This window comes from Curtobacterium sp. PhB142, assembly GCF_004341255.1.
GTDB lineage: Bacteria > Actinomycetota > Actinomycetes > Actinomycetales > Microbacteriaceae > Curtobacterium.
In genome coordinates, this window is the sequence record NZ_SLUT01000008.1 from 140,379 (window position 1) to 164,855 (window position 24,477).

Below are 24,477 nucleotides of genomic sequence, written 5' to 3' on the forward strand. Positions count from 1 at the left end.
TCCGCCGCCCGACGGCGCGCTCGATCAGCGCTCCCGGACGTCCGCCCGCGGGAGCACGACGACCGCGATGACGGCGCTGGCCACGAGGAAAACGGTCGCGATCGTGAGCGCCGTGTCCGTGCGGGCGACCACCGCCGCCGCGTCCGGCCCGGCGGTAGCGGTCGTGGCGACGGCGACGAGGACGGCCAGCCCGAGCGAGCTGCCGAGTTGGTGCGCGGTGTTGACCAAGCCGGAGGCGGCGCCCGCATCCGACGCCGTGGCGCCGTGGATGCCGAAGCTCGTCAGCGGTGCGAACACCAGACCTTGCCCGCCACCGATCAGGACCATCGGCAGCGCGACACCGGTGGTGAAGGAGGAGTCGACGTGCACCTGGGCGAGCCACCACATCCCGATCGCGGTGAGGACCGCACCTGCCACGAGCACCCAGGCCGCCGGGACGCGACGGAGCAACCGGGGCACCGAGACGGCGACCGCGAAGTTCACGACGCTCATCGGCAGGAAGCCGAGCCCGGCCTGCAGTGGCGTCCACCCGAACACCTCCTGCAGGAACTGCGTCGTGAAGAAGAAGAAGCCCATCATCGCGCCGAGGTACAGGAAGCGGATCGCGTAGGCGCTCGACCGGATCGGGCTGCGGAAGAGCCGCAGCGGCATGATCGGCTGCTCCGCACGCCACTCGTTCACCACGAGGAGCGCGAGCAGCACCAGCCCGACGATGACCGCCGTCAGGGTGACCGGCGACGCCCACCCCCGTGTCGAGGACTCGATGACCCCGAAGATCAGCGCGCCCACGCCGATGGTCGCGGTGAGGGCGCCGACGACGTCGAACCGGCCGGGAGCGCGACGAGTCTCGACCAGGTACCGCACCCCGAGCACGATCATCACGGCACCGATGGGCAGGTTCAGGAAGAAGCCGGCGCGCCAGGAGACGAGGTCGGCGGTCACCCCGCCGACGACCATGCCGAGGCTCGCGCCGATCCCCGCGACCGCCGAGTACAGCGCGACTGCTCGCGAACGCTCGTCACGGTCCGTGAACGTGCTCGTGATCAGCGACAACGACGTCGGAGCGAGGATCGCGGATCCGATGCCCTGCGCAGCGCGTGCGGCGATCATCCACCAGCCGGTGGGCGACGCCCCGACGAGGCCGGAGGCGACCGTGAAGACGACCAGCCCGATGATGAACATGCGGCGCCGGCCGACGATGTCCCCGGCGCGCGCCCCGAGCAGCAGGGCGCCGCCGAAGGTGAGCGTGTACGCGTCCTGGACCCAGGTGAGCTGGGTCTGGGTGAAGTGCATCTCGCGCTGGATGGTCGGCAGCCCGGTGAAGACGATCGAGTTGTCGAGGATCAGCATGAAGTAGCTGATCAGGATGATCACGAGGATCGCGGTCGTGTGGACGACGGTCCGGTTCGTGCCGGTCGCGGGCTGCAGGGTGTCAGTGGTCACCGGACGATGCAATCGCCGATCCGACCGCGCTGACAGGGGCTGTCAGCCCCTGCCACGGCGGACGGGAGGCCCGGTACCAGCTGGCACCGGGCCTCCCGTCTCGTGGTCTACGCGTCTTCGGGCGCCGCCGCGTCGGACGCGAGCGCCTTCCGACGCTGCGCGACCTGGACCGCGATCGCGACCGGGATCGCGGCGAGGGCGACCGCCCGGAGCCACGGGCGGTCGAACACGTGCCGGGTGGCGTGGTCGAGCGACACCGGACCGGGGCCGCCGAGCGCGAACATCGCCGCCGAGAAGCCGAGGAACGCCGGGAACTCGAAGCCGCCGTCCGCGTTGAAGAAGCCGTTCGGGGTGTGCACGCTCGACGCGACGCCCATCGTCGTCGCAGCGCCCGCACCGGCGATCGGGGTGGCGAGCCCGAGTGCCAGGGCGGCACCGGAGCCGGCCTCGCCGATGCCGGCCAGCACGGCGTTCCGCTTGGCGGGGCGGAACCCCATCGCGTGCATGCCCTGCGCGGTGCCCTCGATGCCTCCGCCGCCGAACGCGCCGAAGAGCTTCTGGGAGCCGTGCGAGACGAGCACGGCTCCGAGGGCGATGCGGAGCAGGGTCTTGGCGGTGACCGAAGCGGTGCTGGTGGTGTGCGAGCTCATGCGCGCGACGGTACGCCGCGACGGTCCGCCGCGACCGGCGATCGTGAGCAGAAATGGTCGGGTCGCCCGGAGGCACCCGACCATTTCTGCTCACGAAGCGCACGACGCGACGCGACGCGACGCGACGCGACGGTACCAGCGCCTACCGCTTCAGGTTCGTCAGCTCCTGCAGCACCTCGTCCGAGGTCGTGATGATGCGCGCGTTCGCCTGGAACCCGCGCTGCGCCACGATCAGGTTCGTGAACTCCTGCGACAGGTCGACGTTCGACATCTCGAGGGTGCCCGCCGCGAGCGACCCGACGCCGGCCGAGCCGGGACCACCGACGGTCGCGGTGCCCGAGTTGCCGGTGGCACGGTAGCCCGAGGCGCCGGTCTTCTCGAGGCCCGCCGGGTTGGCGAACGTCGCGAGGGCGATGCGGCCGAGGGCGAGCGACGCACCGTTCGAGAACGTGCCCGTGACGGTGCCGTCCTTCGAGATTGCGTAGCCCTGCAGGGCGCCGGCCTCGCGGCCGTTCTGCGAGCCGATCGACGCGGTGTTGAGCGAGGCGAAGCCGGTGAGCTCCCCCATGTCGACGGCGATGCCGCCGACCGTCAGGGCGCCGCCGGAGGTCAGCTTGCCGTCGGTGCCGAACGTGAGCGACCCGTTCGTGGTGGTCCCCTGCCCGTTGCGTGCGGTGACGTCCCAGCCGGTGCCGGTGCGCGTGTAGGCGAGGGACATCGTGTGCTTGGCGCCCGAGGCGTCGTAGACGGTGGCCTCGCGGGTGATGGTGTCGCCGACGGCGGTCTCGGACGGCAGGTTGCCGGCGACCGAGGCGGAGGTGGTGCGGACGGCCGGTGCCGCGGCGTCGAGCGGCAGCGTGATGTCGGCGAGGCCACCGTTGTCGTTGACGACGCCGTTGGTGGCCGGGTAGCCCTGCACGATCTTGCCGTCGGCGGTGACCAGGCGGCCGTCCGCGTCGAAGTCGAACGCACCGGCGCGGGTGTAGACGGTGTCGTTGCCCAGGCGGGTGACGAAGAAGCCGTCGCCGGAGATCATCAGGTCGGTGGCCTTGCCGGTCGCCTGGGCCGAGCCCTGCGCGAAGTTGGTGGAGACGCCGGCGACCTGGACGCCGAGGCCGATCTGCGCCGGGTTGGTGCCGCCGACACCGGTCTGCGGTCCGCCGGCACCCTGGGTCATCTGCGACAGGGTGTCCTGGAAGACCGTCGACGAGGCCTTGAAGCCGACGGTGTTGACGTTGGCGATGTTGTTGCCGGTGACGTCGAGCATCTGCTGGTGCGAGCGGAGGCCGGAGATCCCGGAGTAGAGCGAGCGGAGCATGGTGCGTCCTTTCGGAGAGGCAGGGAGAGCAGGAAGGAGAAGGGGAAGGAGAACGGTCAGGAAGCCGGAGCGGTGGTGGTGATGCCGGAGATCACGTCGAGAGCGACCTCCTTCCCGTTCACGGTGACCGTGGGCACGCTGTTCGCGTACGACACGGCCGAGGCGGTCCCAGTGACGGCGGTACCCGTCGCAGCGTCGGTGTAGCTGACCTGCTTGCCGACGAGGTTCGCGGCGGCGATGCGCATCTGGAGCGAGAAGTTCTCGTTCCCCGTCGTGGTCTGGTTGGTGATCTGCTCCATCATCGCGAGCTGCGTCTGCTGGCTGATCATCTGGTTGGTGTCCATCGGCGACGACGGGTCCTGGTTCTGCAGCTGCGTGACGAGCAGCTTCATGAACACCTCGGAGTCCATCGTCTGGGACTGCTTCGCGGTCGAGTTCGCGGCGAGGGCCGCGGCCTGGGCAGCCTGGTCCACGCTGCCGGTGATGCCGTCGATGGGCATGGTTGCGTTCCTGTTCGTGAGCCGGTCAGGCGAGGACGTCGAGTCCCGCGGTGCGGATGGTGGAGGTGGACGTGGCGGCTGCGGAGGCTGGCTGCGCAGCGGAGGTGCGCCGTGCCTCCAGGCCGGTGTCGGCACGCAGGCGGCCGTCGGCCGGTCGCTGGTCGCGACCCGCCGACGTGCCCGGGTGGTTCTGCGACGACAGGTCGAGCGTGGTGCTCAGCCCGGTGCCGGCGGCGTCGCGCCGCAGGTCTGGCAGCACCTGGCGGACCGCGTCGCGTCCCGCTTCGGACGCCGCGAACAGCTCGACGTGCATGCCGTGCGCGGTGACGTGTGCGCGGACCGTGACCGGTCCGAGGCTGTCCGGCACGACCTGCACCGTGACGACGTGTTCCCCGGGGCCGGCCCGCGCGAGCGAGAACACCGGGCGCGCGAGCTGCTGACCGAGGGGCGCGGGCGTGGCCGTCTGGGACGTGACCGGCGCGGCGGCAGCGACGGGGGCGGGCGCGGCGGTCGGCGTGGTGGGCAGGACGAAGGGCGTCTCGCCGCCGCGCGTGGTGGTGACCGCCGGGAGGCCCGGATCACCCGCCGTCGATCCCTGCTGGTCCGTCCCGTGGCCGGTCTGCCCACCCCGCGCGGCGGTCGCCGCTGCCACCGTGACGACGGCCGGGGTCGCGGGGGCGGTGGCGTCGGTGGGCTGGGTGGACTGGGTGGCCGGGCCGGTCGGCTGGAGCGTCGCGGCGACCGCGGCCCCAGCGGCCGCGGCAGCGGGCGCGCTGCTCGTGCTCGTGCTCGTGACTCCGACGGTGCCGGTGCCGGTCGTCCCGCCGGACGGGGTGCCGGGCCTCGGGATGTCGGACGCCGGTGACGGTGCGGACCCGTCGGTGGGATCGGCGGTCGTGCCTGGTGCCGGTACGGCGGCGGATGCGACGGACGCCGTGGTGCTGGCCGACGGCGCCGTCGTGGCCGACAGCGACACCGCGGCCCCCGTGGCAGTGGCAGCCCCGGTGGCGGCGGAGACGGCAGCAGTCGTCGTCGGCGTGGTCGTCTCCGGAGCGGGCGTCGGGGCCGCCGTCGTCGAGGTGACGACCTGCGCCGTCGGCTCGGGCGCGGTCGACGTCACCGGTGTGACCGTCTCGGCAGGGGTCACCACGATCGGAGCGACCGGGGCAGGCACCGTCCCGGCGAGTGGGAGCGGGAGTGAGAGCGTCTGGGCCTCCCCAGCGGCAGCGGCCGAGCCGTCAGCGGCAGCCGCCACGTCCGTCCCGGTGGCGGTCGTGGCAGCGTTCGGCGACGTGGTCGAACCGGTGTCGTCGGCTGCGCGGGAGTCGTCCCGGCGCGCCGGTGCACGCTCACCGGCACGACGATCGGTCGCGGCGGCCGCGGACAGGGCGGCGTCGAACGAACCGGCACCGCCGGGGTCGGACGTGGCGCGGGCGGGCGGAGCGCTGCTCGCCGGAGCGGGCGCGGGCTGGGTGGCGATGGTCAGGCTCATGCGGCGCTCCCGGACTGCATCATGGACAGCAGCGCGGCGGTCTGCAGGTCGGTGGCGCTGCTCGCGGCGGTGGTCGCGGTCGTCGCCGGGGTAGCGGACGCCTGCGCCGGCACGATGCGGCGGATGGTGGCGATGTCGGCGTCCGAGTACCAGTTGTCGACGATGCGGACGTCCTTGCCGGGGCGCGGCGCGTGCAGCACCTTGCCGTCGCCGACGTAGATGACGACGTGGCCCTCGCCCTTCGGGATGATCAGGTCGCCGGGCTGTGCGTCCTTCAGGGAGCCGACCTCGACGCCCATCTTCGCCTGGTCCGGCACGACCCGCGGCATGGTCACGCCGAGGTCCTTGAACACCGTCTGCACCAAGCCTGAGCAGTCCATGCCGGCGGTCGTGGTGCCGCCGAACACGTAGGGCACGCCGAGGTACTTCTTCGCGTCCGCGACGACGTCGGACCCGGTGGCGCCGCTGCCGGTCGCGAGCGTGCCCGCGCCGGCGTCGACGGACGTGGCGGGCGCGCTGCTGGTGGTCGCCGCAGCGGCGGCAGCAGCGGTCGCGGTCCCGGTGCCGGTGTTCCCGGTCGCCGTGGCCAGGGCGTCGGCGAAGGCGCTCGACGACGCGCTGGTCGACACGGCGGACGATGACGAACTCGTCGCCGCGGCCGTGCCACCGCGCAGGGTGTCGATCTGGGAGCGGATCTCGGAGATCCGGGAGAGCACCGCTTCGACGCTCATCGGGCACCACCTTCCGTGCGGCGTCGTGCCGCGATCTCGTCGAGGGCGTTCTGTTCGGTGCGGAGTTCCTCGGCGGCCTGCTCGGCGGCGTGCTTGCCCTCGAGCTTCTCCAGGCCGACCGCGGCACGTCGTGCGGCGGTGTACTCCTCCTGTGCCCGGTCGGCGTCCGCGCGGCGGGTCCGGACCACGGCGTCGAGCTCCTCGAGCATCCCGCGGGTCGCGGCACGCGCAGCGGCGACGGCGCTCAGGGTCGCGGCGTCCTCGATCGGCTGTGCGCCCTCGGCGTCGGCGAGGCTGCGGCGCGCGGCGATCCGGGCGTCGGCGGCATCGCGCACGCGCTCGTTCGCGGTGGCGAGCGAGGCAGCGGCGCGGTCCTGTTCGGTGTGCCGCAGGCGCAGGAGCCCCGCGAGCGGGAACCGGCGGGCCATCACGACACCCCCAGCTGCTGCACGAGACCGCCGAGTCGCTGCCAGGACGCGTCGGCGGTCGCCCGCTCGTCCATCCCCTGGCGCAGGAACGCGTCGATCGCATCCTGGTGGTCGACGGCGGCGTCGACGAGCGGGTTCGAGCCGCGCTGGTACGCGCCGACGTCGAGCAGGTCCTGGGCGGCGGCACGTGCGGCCATCACCTTGCGGAGGGTCGTCGCGGCACCGCGCTGCGCCGGGTCCGTCACCTTCGAGGCCACACGGGACACCGAGCCGAGGGCGTCCACGGATGGGAAGTGCCCGGTGATCGCGAGCTTCCGGTCGAGCACGACGTGACCGTCCAGGATGCTGCGGGCGGCGTCGGCGATCGGCTCGTTGTGGTCGTCGCCGTCGACCAGCACGGTGTACATGCCGGTGATGCTGCCGACGCGGTCCGTCCCGGCACGCTCGAGCAGCCCGGCGAGCACCGAGAACGTCGACGGCGGGTAGCCCCGGGTGGCCGGCGGCTCCCCCACCGAGAGCCCGATCTCACGCTGCGCCATCGCGACGCGGGTGAGCGAGTCCATCATGAGCACGACGTCCTGGCCGGCGTCGCGGAACGACTCGGCGATGCGGGTGGCCATGAACGCGGCGCGCAGGCGCATGAGGGCGGGCTCGTCCGAGGTCGACACGACGACGATCGAGCGGGCGAGGCCCTCGGCGCCGAGGTCGTCCTCGAGGAACTCGCGCACCTCGCGGCCACGCTCCCCGACCAGTGCGATCACGTTGACGGCGGCGTCGCTCCCCCGGGCGATCATCGACAGCAGCGACGACTTGCCGACACCGGAGCCCGCGAAGAGCCCCATGCGCTGGCCACGGCCGACCGTGGTGAGGGTGTCGAGCACCCGCACGCCGAGCTGCATCGGGGTGTCGATGCGGGTGCGTGCCATCGCGTTCGGGGTCGCGTGGTCGAGCGGCACCCAGTCGACGGGCTCGCCACCGGCACCGACGAGCGGTCCGCGGTCGTCGATCGGTCGGCCGAGCCCGTCGAGCACACGGCCGAACAGCCCGGCACCCGTCGGCACGAGCACCGGCCGGCCGGTGGGGCGTGCGGGGGTGCCGGCGGTCACACCGGTGAGGCGGCCGAGCGGCATGCAGCGCACGCCGGTGGCGTCGGTGGCGACGACCTCGACCATGGTCGGCTCGGAGCCGTCGCGGCCGACCGACACCAGTTCGCCGACGTGGGCGTCGAGCCCGGCGATCGTCAGCCCGAGCCCGACGGCGCTCGTGACGACGCCGACCCGCTGGGGTGCGGCCTGCCGCAGGGCGTCGTCGAGCCCGCGGGGGCGGAGCAGCGTGGCGGTCACGCGGACACCCCCTGCAGCTCGACACCCAGTGCAGTGCGGGCACGGTCGAGTGCGGTGGCGATCCGGGCGTCGAGGATGCCGTCCGGCAGGTCGACGACGGCGTCGCCGTCCCGCAGCGCGGGGTCCGCGACCACGGGCACCGGCAGGTCGACGTCGGCGACGCGGGCGGCGTCCGCCGGGCTGAGCCGGACGGCCACCGGCACGCTGCGGTCGATGGACGCGAGCGCCCGCCGGACGGTGGTCTCGGCACCGGACGTGATCCGGGCCTCCCGGTCGTCATCGGTACCGACCGCCGGACGGGAGGCACGGATCTCGTACCCGACGATCGCCTCGGCCAGGTCCGTGGCCGCGCTGGCGACGGACGCCTCGGCGTCGCTGAGGACGGGCGCGACCGTGGACAGCATCGCGTTCGTCGCGGCGTCGAGGACGGCGATGCGGCGGACGGTGTCCGCGCGCAGCGACGCGGTCAGCGCGGCGTGCTCGGCCTGCAGGCGGGCGCGCAGGGCGTCCGTCTCGGCCTGCGCGGCGCGGAGTCCCGCGGTGTAGCCGGCGGCGTGGCCGCGGACGTCGGCGCCCGACGCACGGTCGGTCGCGGCGGCGGTGCCGATCGCGGGGAAGGCGATGCGCTGCACGGTACCGGCGGTCGTGGTGTCAGTCAACGAGCTCGTCCTCCTCGGCACGGTGCACGGTGATGACGCCCTGCGCCTCGAGCTCGCGCACGGAACGGACGACCTCGGCGCGCGCTTCCTCGACCTGCGAGACGCGGACCGGGCCCATGGCCTGCAGTTCGTCGTCGAGCAGCGAGCGGTTGCGCTCGGACACGTTCGCGCGGATCGTCTCGACGACGGGTCCGGCCGCACCCTTCATGGCGGTCGCGAGGAGCTTCGAGTCGATGCCACGCAGCACCTGCTGGATGTCGCGGGACTCGAGCTTCACGATGTCCTCGAAGGTGAGCATGCGCGAGCGGATGTCCTCGGCGAGTTCCGGGTCGCGGGCCTCGAGCCCGTCGAGCACGGCCTTCTCGGTGGCGACGTCGGAGCGGTTGATGATGTCGACCAGGGGCGCGATGCCGCCGACGACCTCGACGCTCTCGCGCGGCGACACGACGGCGCCGGCGCGCTGCCGCAGGACACCCGCGACGATCCCGACGGCCTCCGGGGTCGCGCTGCCCATCGTGGCGAACGCCTGCGCGACGTCGGTGCGGACGCGCTCGTCGACACCCGCCAGGACGGCGCTCGCCTGCCCGGGCTTGAGGTGTGCCAGGACGAGGGCGATGGTCTGCGGCAGCTCGCCCTCGAGCAGGGTGATGACCTGCCCGGGCTCGGCGTCGTCGAGGAAGTCGAAGGACTGGCCGGCGAGGTTCGAGGCGAGCCGGTCCATCACGCCGGCGGCGCGCTCGGCGCCGAAGGACGCCTCGAGCAGCCCGAGCGCGGTCTCCTTGCCGCCGCGCTTCTGCAGTCGGCCGCTCATCGTGATCCGGTGGAACTCCGACATGGTCTGGTCGACGACGGTGTCCTCGACGCGGCGCATCCGGACGATCTCGGCCGAGATCTCCTCGGCCTCCATCTCGGTGAACTGCTTCATCACCTCGGCCGCGCGGTCGGTGTCCATCTGCATGAGGATGAGCGCGACCTTCTGGGCGCCGGTCAGCGCTCGGTCGTTCGAACCCTTGCCGGTGCCCGGGCCGTTGCCGTTGCCGTTGCTGCCGCTCGGCATCAGGGCGCTCACACCGGTGCCCGGTCGTCGAGGAGCCCGCGCAGGAGTTCGGCCGTGCGCTTCGGGTCGCGTTCGGCCAGCGCGGAGATGTCCTGACGGCGGCGCTCGGCCGTGATCTCGTCGGTCGTCAGCACCTCGGTCGGCGGGTCACCGGCGGGCATCGTCGACAGCACGGCAGTGGGGGCGTCGCCGGCACCGAGGGTCGCACGGTCGGCGGCGCCGTCCATCGCGAGGGGCAGCTGGAACGTCTCGCCGGCGAAGGCGTCGAGTTCGCCGAGGTCGACGGCCTCGCGTTCCTGCTTCCGGCTGCGACGGGCGATGACGAACATGACGGCGATGAGCGCGAGCAGGATGCCGATGACGATGCCGGCGGTCCGGATCGACGACCACAGGGCTTCCTGCTGGTCGGCCTTCTGCTGCGCCTCGAGGGCCTTCGCGGCCTGGTCGGCGCCGCTGGTGTCGAAGTCCATCATCGCGACCTTCACCTGGTCGCCGCGGTCCTGGTCGACACCGGCGGCGGCCGACACCAGGTCGTTGATGCTCTGCAGGTTCGCGTTCTGCACGGCGTCGGCCTTCGAGTTCAGCGCGACCGAGATGGTCTGCCGGTCGAGGGACCCCGAGGGGATCTGCGTGGTCTCGGTGGTGTGGTCGACGGCGTTGTTCTTCGTCGCCGACTCGTTGGTGTAGCCGCCGTCACCGGTGCCGCTCGTGGCGGTGCCGTTCGGCACGGCGATGTTGTCCGGGCCGAGGACCCCGGTCGCACCGCTCGACGCGCCCGCGGCGCCGGAGCCGTACTGCTCGGTGGTGCTCGACTCGTTGAGCGCGACCGGACCGGAGGTCGGTGACGTGTAGCTCTCCGACGTGCGGGTGCCGGACTCCTGGTTCATCGTGCCGGAGACCACGACGGTCGCGTTGCCGGCGCCGAGGGTGGTGTCGAGCAGGTCCTGGATCTTCTTGCTCGTCGCGGCGTCGTAGTCGGCGGCCTGGTCGGCGCCGCTGCCGGTCGCACCGGTCCCGACGGCGGACAGCGTCTGCCCCTTGGCGTCGACGACCGAGACGTCGGTGGTCTGCATGCCCTCGACCGAGGCGCTGGTCAGGTGCACGATCGCCTGCACCTGGTCGGTGCTCAGCTGGGTGCCGTTGTCGGTGGCGATGAACACCGACGCCGTCGGGTCCTTCTCCTCGGACACGAACACGGACTTCTCCGGGATCGCGAGCTGCACGGTCGCGGTCTGCACGCCGTCCATCGCGCCGATGGTCTTGGCGAGCTCGCCCTCCATCGCCCGCTTGTAGGTGACGTCCTGCTGGAACTCCGAGCTCGTCACGCCCATCTGGTCGAGCAGCGAGTAGCCGCCCTCGTTCGACGACGGCAGCCCGTTCGACGCGGCCTTGAGGCGCTCCGAGTACACCTGCGCCTGCGGCACCAGGATCGTCGCGCCGCCGTCGGTGAGCTGGTACGGCACACCGTCGGTCTGCAGCTGGTCGGTGATGGAGCTCGCGTCGGCGGCGGCCAGCCCGGTGAAGAGCGGCGCGTAGGACGCCTTGCCGAGCCACGACGCCAGGGCGATCCCACCGAGCACGAGCGCGGCGATCACCAGGATCGCGATGGTGCGCTGGGCGGCGGAGAAGCCCTTCACGTACGCGGACAGGCGCGCGAAGACGTTCTTGACGGCGACGGGCATCAGGCCTGCATCCTCATGATCTCGTTGAACGCGTCGACGCCCTTGTTGCGGATGGCGGAGACGAGCTCGAGCGTGACCTGCGCGCGGGTGGCGGCGATGGTCGCGTCGTGGATGTCGTCGAGGTTGCCGGTGACGGCCTTGAGCGCGAGGGTCTTCGAGTCGCTCTGCAGCGCCTGCAGCCCGTCGACGGCGTTCCCGAGGCTGGCGGCGAACCCGCTGCCGTCGGTGCTGGTCGCACCGGCGGTGCCGGTGACGTCGCTGGAGGTGCCGGACACACTGGTCAGTGCGTTCGTCATCGCGTTGGTGGTCACACCGTTGACGGCGTCGATGGGCATCAGTTCTTCCCGATCTGCAGTGCCGCCTCGTAGGCGGTCTTGGCACGGTCGACCACGGCGGCGTTCGCCTGGTAGCCGCGCTGGGCCATGATGAGGTCCGCCATCTGCGTGCCGAGGTCGATGTCCGGCATGCGGACGTAGCCCTCGTCGTTCGCGAGCGGGTTGTCCGGGTCGTAGGTCACGCGGCCGGCGGCGCTGCCGAACGCGGCGCCCTTGACGTAGGCGCCGGACACGCCGTTGCCCTCCTGGACCTCGACGTAGCGGGCCTGGAACGCGGTGTCGTCCATCGACTTCACGGTGTTCGCGTTCGCCATGTTGTCGGCGACGGCGTCGAGCCACTTCCGGTGCACGGTCATGCCGGTGCTCGCGATGCCGATCGCGTCGAAGGTCGTCACGAGTTCGTCCGCATCGCCGCACGGACGCTCGTGAGCTCGGAGTTCATCGCCTGTGTGGCGAACTGGTACCGGAGCACGGTGTCGACGTTGGAGAGCGTCTCCTCGTCGAGGTTGACGTTGTTGCCGTTCGTGTTCGTCGGCTCGAGGCTGCGGGCGACCGTCGGCGCGGTGTTCCCGCTGCCGTCGGTGATCGACTTCGCCAGGGCGTCCTCGAACTGGACCTTCTCGGCGTGGTAGTCCGGCGTGTTGATGTTCGCGATGTTGTTCGCGATCACCTTCTGGCGCATCGACAGGCCGTCGAGTGCGCTCTGCAGCGCGACGCTCGTCACGGAATCGAACACGGTGGTCCCCTCGTCAGGCGTCGCCCGTGGGACGTCGCCGTGCGGTGGTGGCCGATCCGTGGCCGAACTGGTGAGCGATCCGTGCTCGTGTGGCGCTATCGGTGCCCGTCCCCGGCCGCGTTAGCCCTCGCCCCGAACGGGGGTGGCACCACTTCTGCGACAGACCACGCGTCGATCGACGCGTGCTTCGTCGCGGAACAGGTGGCGGGAGCGCGGGTCAGGCGGACGCGTCGAGGTAGACCGCGCCACGGGGCTCGCGGGTCGCGTCGACGGCGCGCAGCGCACCGAGGTGCTCGAGCGTCGCGCGTCGGTCCGACTCCAGTTCCGCGATGCGGTCGCGCTGCGCAGCGAGCAGCCGGGAGGCACGCCCCACCAACTCGCGCGGCACCGGACCCAGCCCGGCCGGCTCCGACCACCCCACCACGGCCGTGGGGTCGGCCGCCTGTCGGGCGGCGTCGTGCTCCAGGGAGTCGAGGAGGGCCTCCCAGACGAGGCGGTGGTCGACCTGCTCGGGCGACACCACCTGCTCAGGCGACGGTGCCGGTTCAAGCGACACCGAGGGCTCCGCCCGTCGACTGCTGGCGGGCCGGCGTCGCCGGCAGCGACGCGGCAGCGTCGTGCCACGACTGCCGCAGGGGTTCGAGGATCCGGATGCAGTCGCGCGTCGCCTGCACGTCACGGTGCACGTTCGCGGTGATGAGGGACGTCGACGCGTAGTTGTAGACGGCGAGCAGGCCCTCGCCGCCGTCCCAGACGTCGATCCGCAGCGTGGACGACAGCTCGCCGACGATCGCCTGCGCGTGCAGCAGTTGCTCGCGGGCGGCGTCCCAGTCGGCGCTGGTCTGTGCGGCCTCGGCGCGGTGCAGGTCGAGCAGCAACCGGTCGTAGAGCATCGTCACGAGCTGCGCCGGGGTGGCCGACAGGACGGCCTCGTTCGTGTACTGGGCGCGACGCTGGTCGGTCACGGTGCGGGGCTGCGCGGCCTGGCGGAAGGCTGCGGCCTGGAAGTCGAAGGTCATGGTGATCCCGTCAGCTCGTCGTCGCCGCGAGCTGGCTGGCGAGCCAGCTCGACTGGGACTGGAGCTTGCTGAGGCTGGTCTCGAGCGACGAGTACAGCGTCTGGAGCGATGCGCGGCGCATCGTGAGTCGGTCGGTCCAGCTGTCGATCTGGGTGTTGAGGTCCTTGGCGACCGCCTGCTGGCCGGTGATCGTCGTGGTGATGGACCCGTCGTACTTGTCGGACGCCGCGGTGGCGGCGGCGCCGACGTTCGCGGCGACACCGGACAGCATCGCCTGGGTGCCCTCGGGGTCGGTGGCGAGGGCCTTCTGGAAGACCTCGGCGTCGAAGGTGAAGCTGCCGTCCTTGGTGATCGAGATGCCGATCGACGACGGCGACTTCCCGCCGACGGGCGCCGACATGGTGCTTCCCAGGCGCTGCACGGCGTCGCGCGTGGTGCCGTCGCCCATCAGGACCCCGGCGGTCGTGGTCGTCGATCCGCTGGTGGCACTCGTGGTGCTCGTCACCGCGGTGTTCGTCTTGTAGTAGGCCGAGACCGCGTTCATCGCGTCGACGAGTCCGGACGCCACGGACTGGGCCTTCGTGGTGTCCTGCGCGACGCCGACCGTGACCGGATCCGTCGAGGCCCTCGACACGGTGACGCTGAGCCCGGGGACCAGGTCGGTGAACGTGTTCGTCGCGCTCGTGATCGTCTGCTCGGCGGCGGTGCCGGCCCACAGCGTGACGCTGGCGTCCTTCGCCTGCGCGACGACCGCGGCGCCGACCTCGGTCAGCACGTTCGTCGCGGTGCCCGCGGCCACCTGCTCGGCGGTCCCCCGGTGCACCTCGAAACCACCCGCGGCCCCGGTCTTGGCGGACGTCAGCTGCAACCGGTAGAGCTTGGTGCCGTCGGCGGCCGCACCCGCGGCGACCTTCGTGGCGGTGACGCCGGCCCCGGACTTGTTGATCGCCGACACCGTGTCGTCGAGGGAGCCCGACGACGGCGTGACGGTGGTCTTCGTGCCGTCGGCACCCACCAGGGTGATCGGTTCGGCAGCGGCCGACCACGTGGACATCGCGGCGGTGACCCCGACCTGGGCCGAAGCGGTCGAGCCGACGCTGAACGTCAGCGACCCGGCGCTCGCGTTCGTGCCGGTGACGGCGGTGACGCCCGACGACGAGCTCGTGGCCGTGAACAGGTCGAGCGAGGTCGCCTTGGCGGCGTCCTTCGCCTTGGTCGCGAGGGCCTGCGCCAACCCGTTGATCGTCTGCAGTGACGAGATGAACGAGTTGGTGCTCGTGAGCTTGTTCTTGAGCAGGGTCTGCGGCACGCCCTCGACGCTCATCAACGAGTTGATGAGGTCGGTCGTCTTGAGCCCGCTGACGAGCCCGTCGATCGCGAGGCTGGTGCTCGAGGACACGGACGATGACATCGTCGACACTCCCTGGCGTCGTGGGGATGGTCAGGAGGGCGACGCCGCCTCCCGGGAAGCCTGAACGATCCCGGAAGGCGGCGTCGTGGGTGCTAGCGCAGGAGCGAGAGCACGCCCTGCGTGCTCTGGTTCGCCTGCGCGAGCATCGACGTGCCGGCCTGGCTGAGGATGTTGTCGCGGGTGTACTTGACCATCTCCTCGGCCATGTCGACGTCGGTGATGCGCGAACCGGCAGCGGTGAGGTTCTCCTTGGCCACGTTCGTCACGTTGATGGCGTGGTCGAAGCGGTTCTGGACAGCACCGATGCTCGAACGTGCCGCGGACACGTACTTGATCTGCTCGTCGATCGCGGTGATGGCGGCCTGAGCGTTCGTCGCGCTGTCGAAGGTGAGGGCGCCGACAGCGGTCGACACGGACTCCACGTTGGACTTCGACAGGTCGACGTCGATCTGGCTCGCCGCGTCGCCGTTGGCGCCGACCTGGAACTTCAGGACGCCCGCTGCGCCGGCGGAGCCGTCGAGCAGGTTGATGCCGTTGAAGTTGGTCGACTGCGAGATGCGGGTGAGCTCCTTGGTGAGCTCGCCGACCTCGGTGGTGATCGCCGTGCGCGAGTCCTCGTTGTTCGAGTCGTTACCGGCCTGGACGGCCAGGTCGCGCATGCGCTGGAGGATCGAGTGGGTCTCGGTGAGCCCACCTTCAGCGGTCTGCACGACGGAGATGCCGTCCTGCGCGTTGCGGGCGGCGACCGTGAGGCCACCGACCTGGGACTTCAGCCCCTCGGAGATCGACAGACCGGCCGCGTCGTCGGCAGCACGGTTGATGCGGAGACCCGACGAGAGCTTCTCGAGGGACTTCGACAGGTCGTTCTGCGTCGAGTTGAGGTTCCGGTACGTGTTGAGTGCCGAGAGGTTGGTGTTGATGGACATACCCATGGTGGTTTCCTCCGTGAATGCTGGGTCGTGCTACAGCCCGTCCGTGGGCTGACGTGGATGACTCTCGACCGGGTGCCGGGAGCCGTTAGGGAATCGACGGAAATACCCGTCGACGGTTCAGCTCGCCGCCACGGCGACCGGCGCGGTCGCGTCGTGGACGGCACGTGCGACGCCGGCAGCGGCGTTCGACGCGACGCGTGCGAGGTAGGCGCTCCGGCGGGCCGCGGTGGTGCGCGAGGCGGGTTCGGCAGCGGCACCGCCGTCGCCGTAGTGGGCGGCCAGTCCGTCGCGGAGCAGGCGCATCGCCTCGGAGCGCTGCTGCGAGACGGCGGAGTGCGTGATGCCGAGTTCCGCGGCGACGTCGGTCACCGAGCGGTCCCCGAAGTAGACGGCCTCGACGACGAAGCGCATCCGCTCGGGCAGTGCCTCGACGGCTGCGCGCAGGTAGCGGCGCTTCTCGGTCTCGAGCAGGTCGTCGCCGGGCAACGGCAGGTCGGCTGCGACGAGGTCGTGCACGGTCTCGTCGAGGGGCGCGACGAGGCGGGCCGCGTCGCTCATGGCGTCCGAGGCGGTCTGCCGGTCGACGCCCATCGCGTCCGCGATCTCCTGCACGCCGACGCTCCGGCCGAGTCGGGCGGACAGGGCCTCCTGCGTGGCGAGGGTCTCGCGGATCCGCTTCCGGGTGCCACGAGACGCCCAGTCGGCCGAGCGCATGTCGTCGGCGAGGGCTCCGGCGATCCGGGTCCGGGCGTAGGCGCCGAAGGGGACGCCGAGGGTGGGGTCGAACGCGTCGGCAGCGGCGACGAGCGCGAGGGAGCCGACGGCGGCGAGGTCGTCGCGGTCCAGGTGCGTGGCACGGGAGCGGACGTCGGCGACGATGTAGCCCACGAGCGGGAGGTGCTCCACGATCATCGCGTTGCGTGCGGTGCGGTCCATGCTGATCCCCTGATCGACCTGACGTGACTGTCTCGACTCACCCGTCCCTGGGCACGACGGACGCCGGCTTCGGATGGCCGGTGCGTACGCCGAAGACCCGCCCGGTTCCCTCCGAGCGGTGCACCCCGCGCCCCTGTGGCGCGGTTCGAGGTCGCCCTCGTGGTGCGTTCTGAATGTATCGGCTGGCAATGTCCTGAACAGGGGTTCATCCGTCCCCAGTGCGGGGGCATTCGCGGTGTTTCCCGGTCGGCATTTGGGGGGACCCAGCGGGTAGAACGCCCGTTCCCGTCCCCACATTGGGTGACGTTCGTCCGTTCTGGAGGCGCGGCGAGTGTCCGTCGCACGCAGTCGCGTCCCCCGGGCGCTTACGTCCACCGCCGCCCAGTCGATAGATCCTGGTGTCCGCATGATGGCGGACCGGGGTCCGCCCCGACGAACCACACCACACGGGAGGAGCTGATGAGCGTGAACGACCTGTCCGCCGTGCTCTGGCGCGAACGCGAACTGCTCGAGCTGCTCACCTTCAAGCTCGAGGAGGAGCAGCTCCTGCTCACCGCGGGCCGTTCCCGTTGGGTGTCGCACGCCAGCCGCGAGGTCGAGCAGGTCCTCGAACGACTCCGCAGCACCGGACTCGAGCGCGCCGCGTCGAGTGCCGAGGTCGCCGAGGAGTGGGGCGTCCCCGCCGATGCACCCCTGCGCGACGTCGTCGCCGCAGCGCCGAACGGCCCGTGGGGCGAGATCCTCGCCGTGCACCTGACCGCGATGGTCGAGCTGACCACCCAGATCGGCGCCCTGCGCGACGAGAACGACCGCTTCCTGCGCACCGCCGCCCAGGCCACCGAGGAGACCCTCGCCGGCACCGTGACGACCGCCGCGACCTACGACGCCTCGGGCACCTCCGGTCCCGGCTCCGACGGCGCCCGCCTGTTCGAGGGGACCCTGTAACCCCGTGGTCAGCACCTTCGGCTCCCTCGCCACCGCGTACTCCGGCCTCGCCGCAGCCCGCGCCGGCATCGACGTCACCGGCCAGAACATCGCGAACGCCGGCACCACCGGGTACACGCGGCAGCGCGTCACGCAGAACTCCATCCCCGCGACGCAGACCGGGTTCATGCGCGGCACCGCCGCCCTCGCCGGTCAGGGCGTCTCCGTCGACGGCATCGCCCGCCTGGCATCGCTGACGCTCGACGTCGGCGCCCGGGTCGCCGCGGGGTCCTCCGCCTACGCCGACGCCCGTGCGACGGCACTGTCCGCCCTCGAGACCGGCCTGCACGAGCCCGGCAAGGACGGCCTGAGCGCCAAGCTCGATGCCTTCTGGTCGTCGTGGAGCGAACTCGCCAGTCACCCCGACGACCCGGGTGCTGCCAGCGCCGTCCTCGGCGCAGCGGGCACCGTCGCCGCGGCCCTGGCCGCCGGGTCGAAGTCGGTCGACGCGCAGTGGTCCTCGGTCCGGGGCACCGCGGCCGGCCAGGTGACCCAGCTGAACGACGCCGCGAAGCAGGTGGCCGACCTTAACGGGCGGATCCGCACCGCACTGGCCTCCGGCGGCAACGCCAACGAACTCCTCGACCAGCGCGACCAGCTCACCGAGCAGATCGCGACGCTCGCCGGCGGGACGACGCGCACCAACGCGGACGGCACGGTCGACGTGCTGCTCGGCGGCAACCCGCTCGTGCAGGGCACCGACGCCCGCGCCGTCGCTCTCGGCGGTGGCGAACGCCTCGCCGACGGCGCTGCGGTCACCCTGACCTGGACCTCCGGCACCGCCGGCGCGGTGTCCCTGAGCGGCGGGTCGATCGGTGGCGCCCTCGCCGTCCTCGCCCCGGCGAACGCGAACGGCACGGGCGGCGCGCTCGCCCAGGCCGCCGCGTCCTACGACGCCGTCGCGACCCAGCTCGCAGCGACCGTCAACGCCGTCCATGCCACCGGCACGACCCCGGCCGGCACCACCGGCACCGCGTTCTTCGCCCTCGCGGCGGGCGTCCCCGCCGCGCAGGGCCTGTCGGTCGTCCCGACGGACGGCAGCGGCCTGGCGACGCGGAACGCGGCGGGGCAGCTCGACGACTCGTTCGCCGACGCGCTCTCGCGAATCGGCACGGGCCCTGGGGCCGCCGACACGACCTGGGCGACGTTCGTGGCGGGGGTGGGCACCGCCTCCCGGTCGGCCGCGACGGAGTCGACGCTCACCGGACTCGCCCTGACCAACGCGCGAACCCAGCAGCAGTCGAGCGCCGGCGTCGACCTCGACGAGGAGAACGTGAACCTGCTGAGCTACCAGCACGCGTACCAGGGCGCGGCACGCGTCCTGACCGCCGTCGACGAGATGCTCGACACCATCATCAACCGCGTCGGACTCGTCGGGAGGGGCTGATCGTGATCACCCGGGTGACCACCCAGATGTCGATGGCCGCGGCCTCGGCACGGCTGCAGACCGGTGCGGCGCGCGTGGCGCAGCTGACCGAGCAGGCCACCACGCTGCAGGCGATCCAGAAGCCGTCCGACGACCCCGTCGGCACCGCGTCGTCGATGCAGGTGCGCAAGGAACAGGCCGCCGCCGCGCAGTACACGCGCAACGCGAACGACGCCGTCGCCTGGCTCGCGACCACCGACAGCGCCCTGTCGAGCGTCTACTCGGTGCTGAACAGCGTGCGGGACCTGACCGTGCAGGCGGCGAACTCCGGCACCATGAGCGACACCGACCGCGACGCCTTCATCACGCAGTTCCAGTCGCTGAAGTCCGACCTCGAGGCACGGGCCAACACGACCTACGGCACCCGCTCGGTCTTCGCCGGTGCCTCGACCGCCGCCGCCGCGTACGACCCGACGACCGGGTGGGCGAATTCCGGCACGGACGTCTCCCGCCGGATCGGCGACGGCACCACCGTGCGCGTCGACACCGCCGGGGCCGACGTCTTCGGCACCGGCGCGTCGTCCGTGTTCGGCGTGCTCGACTCCATCGTCAGCGACCTGCAGAACGGGGTGAACGTGAACGCGCGGATCAACGACGTCGACGGAGCGCTCGGGGCCGTCCGCGGCGCCCAGGCCGACGTCGGTGTCCGGCACGCGACCGCCCTCGCCGCGCAGGACTCGCTGAAGACGGCAGCCGTCTCGCTCGAGAACCGCCGCGCCGGCATCGAGGACGTCGACCTCGCCAAGGCCGTCCTCGACCTGCAGGTGCAGCAGACCAACTACCAGGCAGCCCTCGCCGTCACCGCGAAGGTCCTGCAGCCGACCCTGATGGACTACCTCCGATGAGCATCTCCCTGACCTTCGCCGTCCCGCCGTTCGGCCTGTCCCCCGCACCGGTCTTCACGCTGACCCCGGTGGACGGCGCCGAGGGCCTGTTCACCCTCGTCGGGGGTTCCTCGCGCTTGTTCGTGCTCGACGCCGCGGTGCACCTGCCGTCGTACTCGCCCGAGCTCACCGACGAGCAGGCCGCTGGGCTCGAGCTGACCGACCCTGCCGACGCGATGCTGCTCGTGGTGGCGAACCCCGGCGCGTCCGGCACGACCGTCAACCTGCTCGCGCCGATCGTCGTGAACGCCCGGACCGCCGTGGGCGCGCAGCTCATCCTGGAGGACCAGGACCTGCCGCTGCGGGCGGAGCTCGCGCGGGCGTAGGTGCTGCGGGGGGCTGGCGGCTGCACGAGCTGCCTGGCTGGTCGACTCGGAACGACGTCCTCGATGTCGTACGACATCGAGTTCGTCGCACCCGCGCGTGCGCAACAGTTGCACGCGACGCCCGACGACAACATCGACGTCGTGCGACATCGCTGTTGTCGCACCTTGCACGGGCGTCGGTCCGGCATCGAACACGCGTACGCCCTCGGCCCGGGGCCCCGATCCCCGCAGGCCCCTGTCACCCGTCGACCCCGAACGACGTCCTCGATGTCGTACGACATCGAGTTCGTCGCACCCGCGCGTGCGCAACAGTTGCACGCGCCGCCCGACGACAACATCGACGTCGTGCGACATCGATGTTGTCGCGCCGTGCGTCCGCCTCATCCCTCCACAGACTGGAGGCCCGGCTCGTTTCCCACAGATCGTCGCTCCGAACCGACGTGGTCGGCTCGCACCGCCGATCGTTGAGACATGAACGACCGAGTCCTGGCCATCCCCCTCATCCGCACCGGCGACCATCCGAGCGCTGAACGGCGTGCGCTCCAGCGTCGCGTGCATCGCGGCTCGCTTGCCTCGATCCGGCCCGGCGTGCTGGTCGATCCGTCGCTCGTACAGGGGCTGCGGAGCGAAGACCGTCTGCTCCTGCTCGTCCGGGCGACGGTCCCGTCGGTCGGACTGCCCCGGGCGTTCTCGCACTCCTCCGCGGCAACCGTGCACCGGCTGCCCTTCACCGCAGCGGCTCCCGACCGAGTCGAGGTCGTCGACCCTCGGTTGACCAGGCCGGACACCACGGCGCTTGCCCGGGTCAGGCCGGGGCATGCGATCGACGACTCCGGCGGACGATGGGCAGGGACGCCGCCGACCGTGCCGATCGAGATCGACGGGGCGCCGGTGACGTCGTTGGTCCGGACGCTCGTCGATCTCTCGGCCACCGCACCGTTGGACCAGGCCGTTCCGATGATCGATCAGGCGCTGCGCGAGCGACGGGTCCTGCCGGAGATGCTCCGCGACGAACTCTCGTCCCACGAGCGCAAGGGGTCCGAGAAGGCGGGGGTGGCGATCGAGATGGGGTCGGCGCTGTCGGGGTCGCCGGCGGAGTCGGTGTGCCGGGTGCGCTTCCGACAGGTCGGGGCGCCTGAGCCGGTGCAGCAGCACGAGTTCCGACGGACCGGAGGCGGGACGGCCGTCGTCGACTTCTGGTTCCCCGATCAGGGCGTCGTGGTCGAGGTCGACGGCCGCGCGAAGTACGAGGACCCGGTGATGCTCGAGGGGCGGAGCACCGCCGAGGCGCACTGGCAGGAGAAGCGTCGCGAGGACTTCGTCCGGTCGTCCCCGGAGGTCCGGTTCGTCATCCGGTTGTCGTGGGCCGACCTCATGCAGCCCGACCGCGTGCGTGCAGCACTCCGCCGGAGCGGTGTCCCGTGCCAGTGACGCGCAGGCGAGCGGCTGCGAGGGCCCGGCCGGGGTCAGTGGCTCGGCGCCTCCCGGTGGTGTGCACGCTGCCGTTCGACCACGAGCGGTGCACTCGGCGCGCCACCGCCGACGATCACTTCGCCGGTGCCGACCCGCACGCCGTGGACCCGCACGACACCCTTCACCACACCGGCACGCCGATCGGGGTCGGGCTCGCGGTGGTCGCCCCCGGCTGCGAGCTCGGCGTCACGGACGGCGACCGTCCCGAGCACCTGGGCACCGGCGCCGAGCTCGGTGGGGCCCTCGACGAGGCAGCCGCCCGACAACCGAGTGCCGTCCCCCACGAGCACGTCCACCCCGGTCGCCGTGATCGTGACGGACCCCGGGCCCAGCTCGGCACCGGAACCGATGGTCACCCGGGCCGCGGTGGCGACGACGGAGACCGGGCCCGGACCGAGCCGCGCGCCGGATGCGACGGTGATCGAGCCCCCGGCACGCGTCTCGAGTACGGCTCCGGGGTAGAGCACCACCCCGGCTGCAAGGGTGACGTCCGCGCCGACGAGCACGGAGCCGGGGTCGAGCACCACGACCTCGGGCAGCAAGCCGCGCACCTCGGCGACCGTCAGGAACCCGGAGGCCCGACGAGCGTCGTCAGCCGGACCGGGCGCGCCGTCGATGTCCATCCAGCGAGCCTCCCACATGCCCGGCGTACGGTGAGCGCATGGCCCGCTCCCCGAAGGACCAGGCGATCGTGCCGCTGCCGAACGCCCAGGTCTCCCCCATGCCCGACGACTCACGGACCCCGCAGCCGCAACAACCCGGCGGGTGGGTCAAGTGGCTCGACCGTGCCATCAGCGTCCAGCGCCCGGTGGTCGTGGCGCACGTCAACGCGATCCGCCGACGCAAGCCGGACGCCACCCCCGCCGAGGTCATCCAGATCCTCGAGCGGCAGTACCTCACCGCGGTCACCACCGGTGGCGCAGCGGTCGGTGCGAGTGCGGTCATCCCGGGCGTCGGGATGGTGGCCGCCCTCGGGCTGAGCGGCGCGGAGACGGTCGGGTTCCTCGAGACCACCGCGCTGTTCGCCCAGTCGGTGACCGAGGTGCACGGCATCGCCCTGGACGACCCCGAACGGGCACGGACCCTGGTGATGGCGATGATCCTCGGTTCTCCGGGCACACAGCTCATCAAGCAGCTCGGCGGACAGATCGCCGGCGGTCAGGCGCGCACGGCGTTCTGGGGCGAGATGGTGACCTCGTCCCTGCCGAAGCAGGTCGTCAACGGCCTCGGCGGGCAGGTCCGCGACCAGTTCATCAAGCGGTTCGCAGTGCGTCAGGGGACGTCGGTGCTCGGCCGTGCACTGCCGTTCGGGATCGGCGCAGCCGTCGGCGGGCTCGGCAACCACGCGCTCGGGCGGAAGGTCATCCAGGCCTCGCGGACCGGGTTCGGGCCGCCGTCGGCACACTTCCCGATCATCCTCGAGCCCAAGCCGGCGAAGCCCGAGAAGCAGCCGAAGGACAAGCAGCCCAAGGAGAAGCAGCTGAAGGAGCCCAAGCAGCCCAAGCAGCAGAAGCAACTCGGCTGGCGCCGCGGCTCGGCGAAGGACGAGGACCTCTGGTCGGAGACGCCCGAGCGCTGAGCCGGGCGGCAGGCCCGATCAGAACGACCGAGGCCCGATCAGAACGACCGAGGCCCGATCAGAACGACCGCACCGGCGTCCTGACGACCTGTCCGGCGTGCGCGAACCCGCCGCCGAAGCCGAACAGCAGCGCGGGGACGCCCTCGGGCAGGTCGCCACGCGCCCATGCCTTCGACAACCCGAGCGGCACGCTGGCGGCCGAGGTGTTCCCGGACTCGACGACGTCGCGGATGACGAACTTCGACTCCCCGCCGAGAGCGGTGACGAGCGGCTCGATGATCCGCAGGTTCGCCTGGTGGAACGCGAACACCTCGATGTCGTCCATGGTGAGCCCGGCGGCCTCGACGACCTTGCGGGCGTGCCCCTCGGCCTCGGTGATGGCCCAGCGGTAGATCGAGCGCCCCTCCTGGTTGAACCGGCCGGGCGTTCCCTCGACCCGCACCGCGTCGAGCAGGTGCGGCACGCTGCCCCACGAGACGGGCCCGATCTCGGGGGTGTCGGCGGCGCCGAGCACGGCAGCTCCGGCTCCGTCGCCGACGAGCACGCACGTCGACCGGTCGGTCCAGTCGGCGATGGCGGAGAGGGTCTCGGACCCGATGACGAGCGCGACGTCGGTGGACCCGACGCGGATCGACTGGTCGGCGAGGGCGAGCGCGTACTCGAACCCGCTGCACGCGGTGTTGATGTCGATGGGCGCCGGACCGTTCGTCATCCCGAGCGCGGCGGCGACCCGACCGGCGGTGTACGGCGCACGGTCCTGGTGCGTGGTGGAGGCGACGATGACGAGTCCGACCGCCGAGGGCGACACGCCGGCGTCGGCGAGGGCGTTGCGGCCCGCTTCGATCGCCATCGACGTGACGGTGTCGTCCGGCCCGGCGATGTGGCGGGTCTGGATCCCGGTCCGGGTGCGGATCCACTCGTCGTTGGTGTCGACCATGGTCGAGAGTTCGTCGTTGGTCAGGATGCGTTCGGGCTGGTGGTGACCGAACCCGAGGATCCGGCTGCCACGGAGTGCTGGGGTGTTCACCGTCGTCACGGTACTCCTCCCCCGAACCAGAACATGCCCCCGACGGCATGCGGCGGCGCAGCGACGCAGCATGCAGAACCGGTACTCCCAGGGCCTGGCAGGGTGC

The 24,477-nt window shown here is 71.9% G+C and carries 27 protein-coding genes; 6 read left to right on the top strand and 21 right to left on the bottom strand.

Features of this window, described 5'->3' with window-relative positions; translation table 11 throughout:
- Nucleotides 1-24: 24 nt before the first annotated feature.
- The 19 genes from EDF31_RS16130 to EDF31_RS16220 all read right to left on the bottom strand — a co-directional run bounded on the left by EDF31_RS16130 (nucleotide 25) and on the right by EDF31_RS16220 (nucleotide 16,672).
- A complete protein-coding gene (locus EDF31_RS16130; protein WP_243650097.1) occupies nucleotides 25-1,443 on the bottom strand; it encodes an MFS transporter in 1,419 nt (472 codons plus the stop codon).
- 107 nt (nucleotides 1,444-1,550) lie between these two features.
- Complete coding sequence (locus tag EDF31_RS16135) at nucleotides 1,551-2,093, bottom strand: DoxX family protein (protein ID WP_123339565.1); 543 nt, start codon at nucleotides 2,091-2,093, stop codon at nucleotides 1,551-1,553.
- Between the two features lie 142 nt (nucleotides 2,094-2,235).
- Nucleotides 2,236-3,411: a flagellar hook protein FlgE gene (locus EDF31_RS16140; protein WP_123292728.1), complete on the bottom strand. Its 1,176-nt coding sequence runs from the start codon at nucleotides 3,409-3,411 to the stop codon at nucleotides 2,236-2,238.
- A 56-nt stretch (nucleotides 3,412-3,467) separates the two neighbouring features.
- Nucleotides 3,468-3,911 (bottom strand): flagellar hook capping FlgD N-terminal domain-containing protein, encoded by a 444-nt coding sequence (locus tag EDF31_RS16145; protein WP_131846865.1) that lies wholly within the window; start codon nucleotides 3,909-3,911, stop codon nucleotides 3,468-3,470.
- A gap of 25 nt (nucleotides 3,912-3,936) precedes the next feature.
- Nucleotides 3,937-5,403 (bottom strand): flagellar hook-length control protein FliK, encoded by a 1,467-nt coding sequence (locus EDF31_RS16150; RefSeq protein ID WP_131846866.1) that lies wholly within the window; start codon nucleotides 5,401-5,403, stop codon nucleotides 3,937-3,939.
- Entirely contained in the window at nucleotides 5,400-6,134 is a 735-nt protein-coding gene (locus tag EDF31_RS16155; RefSeq protein WP_131846867.1) for a C40 family peptidase, read from the bottom strand. The genes EDF31_RS16150 and EDF31_RS16155 overlap by 4 nt, the downstream gene beginning before the upstream one ends.
- The gene (locus EDF31_RS16160; protein WP_123292724.1) at nucleotides 6,131-6,562 is read right to left on the bottom strand and encodes a flagellar FliJ family protein; all 432 of its coding nucleotides are present in this window, start codon (nucleotides 6,560-6,562) and stop codon (nucleotides 6,131-6,133) included. The genes EDF31_RS16155 and EDF31_RS16160 overlap by 4 nt, the downstream gene beginning before the upstream one ends.
- Nucleotides 6,562-7,905: a FliI/YscN family ATPase gene (locus EDF31_RS16165; RefSeq protein ID WP_131846868.1), complete on the bottom strand. Its 1,344-nt coding sequence runs from the start codon at nucleotides 7,903-7,905 to the stop codon at nucleotides 6,562-6,564. The genes EDF31_RS16160 and EDF31_RS16165 overlap by 1 nt, the downstream gene beginning before the upstream one ends.
- Nucleotides 7,902-8,564 (bottom strand): hypothetical protein, encoded by a 663-nt coding sequence (locus EDF31_RS16170; protein WP_123292722.1) that lies wholly within the window; start codon nucleotides 8,562-8,564, stop codon nucleotides 7,902-7,904. The genes EDF31_RS16165 and EDF31_RS16170 overlap by 4 nt, the downstream gene beginning before the upstream one ends.
- Entirely contained in the window at nucleotides 8,557-9,621 is a 1,065-nt protein-coding gene (fliG, locus tag EDF31_RS16175; RefSeq protein ID WP_123292859.1) for a flagellar motor switch protein FliG, read from the bottom strand. The genes EDF31_RS16170 and fliG overlap by 8 nt, the downstream gene beginning before the upstream one ends.
- Nucleotides 9,622-9,629: 8 nt before the next feature.
- Entirely contained in the window at nucleotides 9,630-11,303 is a 1,674-nt protein-coding gene (gene fliF, locus EDF31_RS16180; RefSeq protein ID WP_131846869.1) for a flagellar basal-body MS-ring/collar protein FliF, read from the bottom strand.
- Nucleotides 11,303-11,638 carry a flagellar hook-basal body complex protein FliE gene (gene fliE, locus EDF31_RS16185; protein ID WP_131846870.1) on the bottom strand — a complete coding sequence of 112 codons (336 nt, stop codon included), beginning with the start codon at nucleotides 11,636-11,638 and terminating at the stop codon, nucleotides 11,303-11,305. Before fliE ends, fliF begins: the two co-directional genes overlap by 1 nt.
- Nucleotides 11,638-12,033, bottom strand: a complete 396-nt coding sequence (locus tag EDF31_RS16190; protein ID WP_235035933.1) for a flagellar basal body rod C-terminal domain-containing protein — start codon at nucleotides 12,031-12,033, stop codon at nucleotides 11,638-11,640. Before EDF31_RS16190 ends, fliE begins: the two co-directional genes overlap by 1 nt.
- Complete coding sequence (locus EDF31_RS16195; RefSeq protein WP_123938149.1) at nucleotides 12,030-12,374, bottom strand: flagellar basal body protein; 345 nt, start codon at nucleotides 12,372-12,374, stop codon at nucleotides 12,030-12,032. Before EDF31_RS16195 ends, EDF31_RS16190 begins: the two co-directional genes overlap by 4 nt.
- A gap of 217 nt (nucleotides 12,375-12,591) precedes the next feature.
- Complete coding sequence (locus EDF31_RS16200; RefSeq protein WP_131846871.1) at nucleotides 12,592-12,930, bottom strand: hypothetical protein; 339 nt, start codon at nucleotides 12,928-12,930, stop codon at nucleotides 12,592-12,594.
- Nucleotides 12,920-13,393: a flagellar export chaperone FliS gene (locus tag EDF31_RS16205; protein WP_123292717.1), complete on the bottom strand. Its 474-nt coding sequence runs from the start codon at nucleotides 13,391-13,393 to the stop codon at nucleotides 12,920-12,922. The genes EDF31_RS16200 and EDF31_RS16205 overlap by 11 nt, the downstream gene beginning before the upstream one ends.
- A 10-nt stretch (nucleotides 13,394-13,403) precedes the next feature.
- On the bottom strand, nucleotides 13,404-14,804 hold the full coding sequence (fliD, locus tag EDF31_RS16210) for a flagellar filament capping protein FliD (protein WP_131846872.1): 1,401 nt from the start codon (nucleotides 14,802-14,804) through the stop codon (nucleotides 13,404-13,406).
- 92 nt (nucleotides 14,805-14,896) lie between these two features.
- Nucleotides 14,897-15,736: a flagellin gene (locus EDF31_RS16215; RefSeq protein ID WP_207896253.1), complete on the bottom strand. Its 840-nt coding sequence runs from the start codon at nucleotides 15,734-15,736 to the stop codon at nucleotides 14,897-14,899.
- A 117-nt stretch (nucleotides 15,737-15,853) separates the two neighbouring features.
- On the bottom strand, nucleotides 15,854-16,672 hold the full coding sequence (locus EDF31_RS16220) for a sigma-70 family RNA polymerase sigma factor (protein WP_131846873.1): 819 nt from the start codon (nucleotides 16,670-16,672) through the stop codon (nucleotides 15,854-15,856).
- Between the two features lie 459 nt (nucleotides 16,673-17,131).
- Between EDF31_RS16220 and EDF31_RS16225 the strand changes: the two genes are divergently transcribed.
- The 5 genes from EDF31_RS16225 to EDF31_RS16245 all read left to right on the top strand — a co-directional run bounded on the left by EDF31_RS16225 (nucleotide 17,132) and on the right by EDF31_RS16245 (nucleotide 21,723).
- Complete coding sequence (locus EDF31_RS16225; protein ID WP_131846874.1) at nucleotides 17,132-17,617, top strand: flagellar protein FlgN; 486 nt, start codon at nucleotides 17,132-17,134, stop codon at nucleotides 17,615-17,617.
- A 4-nt stretch (nucleotides 17,618-17,621) separates the two neighbouring features.
- On the top strand, nucleotides 17,622-19,043 hold the full coding sequence (flgK, locus tag EDF31_RS16230; RefSeq protein WP_131846875.1) for a flagellar hook-associated protein FlgK: 1,422 nt from the start codon (nucleotides 17,622-17,624) through the stop codon (nucleotides 19,041-19,043).
- 2 nt (nucleotides 19,044-19,045) lie between these two features.
- Nucleotides 19,046-19,927: a flagellar hook-associated protein FlgL gene (gene flgL, locus EDF31_RS16235; protein ID WP_131846876.1), complete on the top strand. Its 882-nt coding sequence runs from the start codon at nucleotides 19,046-19,048 to the stop codon at nucleotides 19,925-19,927.
- Nucleotides 19,924-20,292: a flagellar assembly protein FliW gene (locus EDF31_RS16240; protein ID WP_111086356.1), complete on the top strand. Its 369-nt coding sequence runs from the start codon at nucleotides 19,924-19,926 to the stop codon at nucleotides 20,290-20,292. The genes flgL and EDF31_RS16240 overlap by 4 nt, the downstream gene beginning before the upstream one ends.
- Nucleotides 20,293-20,763: 471 nt before the next feature.
- On the top strand, nucleotides 20,764-21,723 hold the full coding sequence (locus tag EDF31_RS16245; RefSeq protein ID WP_131846877.1) for a hypothetical protein: 960 nt from the start codon (nucleotides 20,764-20,766) through the stop codon (nucleotides 21,721-21,723).
- 35 nt (nucleotides 21,724-21,758) lie between these two features.
- Here the strand turns inward: EDF31_RS16245 and EDF31_RS16250 are convergent, their stop codons facing one another.
- A complete protein-coding gene (locus EDF31_RS16250) occupies nucleotides 21,759-22,388 on the bottom strand; it encodes a hypothetical protein (RefSeq protein ID WP_131846878.1) in 630 nt (209 codons plus the stop codon).
- A gap of 38 nt (nucleotides 22,389-22,426) precedes the next feature.
- On the opposite strand from EDF31_RS16250, the gene EDF31_RS16255 reads away from it, so the two are divergent.
- Entirely contained in the window at nucleotides 22,427-23,344 is a 918-nt protein-coding gene (locus EDF31_RS16255; RefSeq protein ID WP_207896255.1) for a hypothetical protein, read from the top strand.
- A gap of 58 nt (nucleotides 23,345-23,402) precedes the next feature.
- On the opposite strand, the gene EDF31_RS16260 is transcribed toward EDF31_RS16255, so the two are convergent.
- Entirely contained in the window at nucleotides 23,403-24,371 is a 969-nt protein-coding gene (locus tag EDF31_RS16260) for a beta-ketoacyl-ACP synthase 3 (protein WP_131846879.1), read from the bottom strand.
- Between the last annotated feature and the right edge of the window lie 106 nt (nucleotides 24,372-24,477).

What these genes read in the sequence shown, in the direction of transcription:
- EDF31_RS16240 (WP_111086356.1), top strand. Translation starts at nt 19,924, where the DNA reads ATGAGCATCTCCCTGACCTTCGCCGTCCCGCCGTTCGGCCTGTCCCCC.
- fliE (WP_131846870.1), bottom strand. Translation starts at nt 11,638, where the DNA reads ATGCCCATCGACGCCGTCAACGGTGTGACCACCAACGCGATGACGAAC.
- EDF31_RS16140 (WP_123292728.1), bottom strand. Translation starts at nt 3,411, where the DNA reads ATGCTCCGCTCGCTCTACTCCGGGATCTCCGGCCTCCGCTCGCACCAG.
- EDF31_RS16155 (WP_131846867.1), bottom strand. Translation starts at nt 6,134, where the DNA reads ATGAGCGTCGAAGCGGTGCTCTCCCGGATCTCCGAGATCCGCTCCCAG.
- EDF31_RS16225 (WP_131846874.1), top strand. Translation starts at nt 17,132, where the DNA reads ATGAGCGTGAACGACCTGTCCGCCGTGCTCTGGCGCGAACGCGAACTG.
- EDF31_RS16245 (WP_131846877.1), top strand. Translation starts at nt 20,764, where the DNA reads ATGAACGACCGAGTCCTGGCCATCCCCCTCATCCGCACCGGCGACCAT.
- EDF31_RS16220 (WP_131846873.1), bottom strand. Translation starts at nt 16,672, where the DNA reads ATGGACCGCACCGCACGCAACGCGATGATCGTGGAGCACCTCCCGCTC.
- EDF31_RS16145 (WP_131846865.1), bottom strand. Translation starts at nt 3,911, where the DNA reads ATGCCCATCGACGGCATCACCGGCAGCGTGGACCAGGCTGCCCAGGCC.
- EDF31_RS16255 (WP_207896255.1), top strand. Translation starts at nt 22,427, where the DNA reads ATGGCCCGCTCCCCGAAGGACCAGGCGATCGTGCCGCTGCCGAACGCC.
- fliF (WP_131846869.1), bottom strand. Translation starts at nt 11,303, where the DNA reads ATGCCCGTCGCCGTCAAGAACGTCTTCGCGCGCCTGTCCGCGTACGTG.
- EDF31_RS16150 (WP_131846866.1), bottom strand. Translation starts at nt 5,403, where the DNA reads ATGAGCCTGACCATCGCCACCCAGCCCGCGCCCGCTCCGGCGAGCAGC.
- fliG (WP_123292859.1), bottom strand. Translation starts at nt 9,621, where the DNA reads ATGCCGAGCGGCAGCAACGGCAACGGCAACGGCCCGGGCACCGGCAAG.
- EDF31_RS16160 (WP_123292724.1), bottom strand. Translation starts at nt 6,562, where the DNA reads ATGGCCCGCCGGTTCCCGCTCGCGGGGCTCCTGCGCCTGCGGCACACC.
- EDF31_RS16215 (WP_207896253.1), bottom strand. Translation starts at nt 15,736, where the DNA reads ATGGGTATGTCCATCAACACCAACCTCTCGGCACTCAACACGTACCGG.
- EDF31_RS16250 (WP_131846878.1), bottom strand. Translation starts at nt 22,388, where the DNA reads ATGGACATCGACGGCGCGCCCGGTCCGGCTGACGACGCTCGTCGGGCC.
- fliD (WP_131846872.1), bottom strand. Translation starts at nt 14,804, where the DNA reads ATGTCATCGTCCGTGTCCTCGAGCACCAGCCTCGCGATCGACGGGCTC.
- EDF31_RS16135 (WP_123339565.1), bottom strand. Translation starts at nt 2,093, where the DNA reads ATGAGCTCGCACACCACCAGCACCGCTTCGGTCACCGCCAAGACCCTG.
- EDF31_RS16205 (WP_123292717.1), bottom strand. Translation starts at nt 13,393, where the DNA reads ATGACCTTCGACTTCCAGGCCGCAGCCTTCCGCCAGGCCGCGCAGCCC.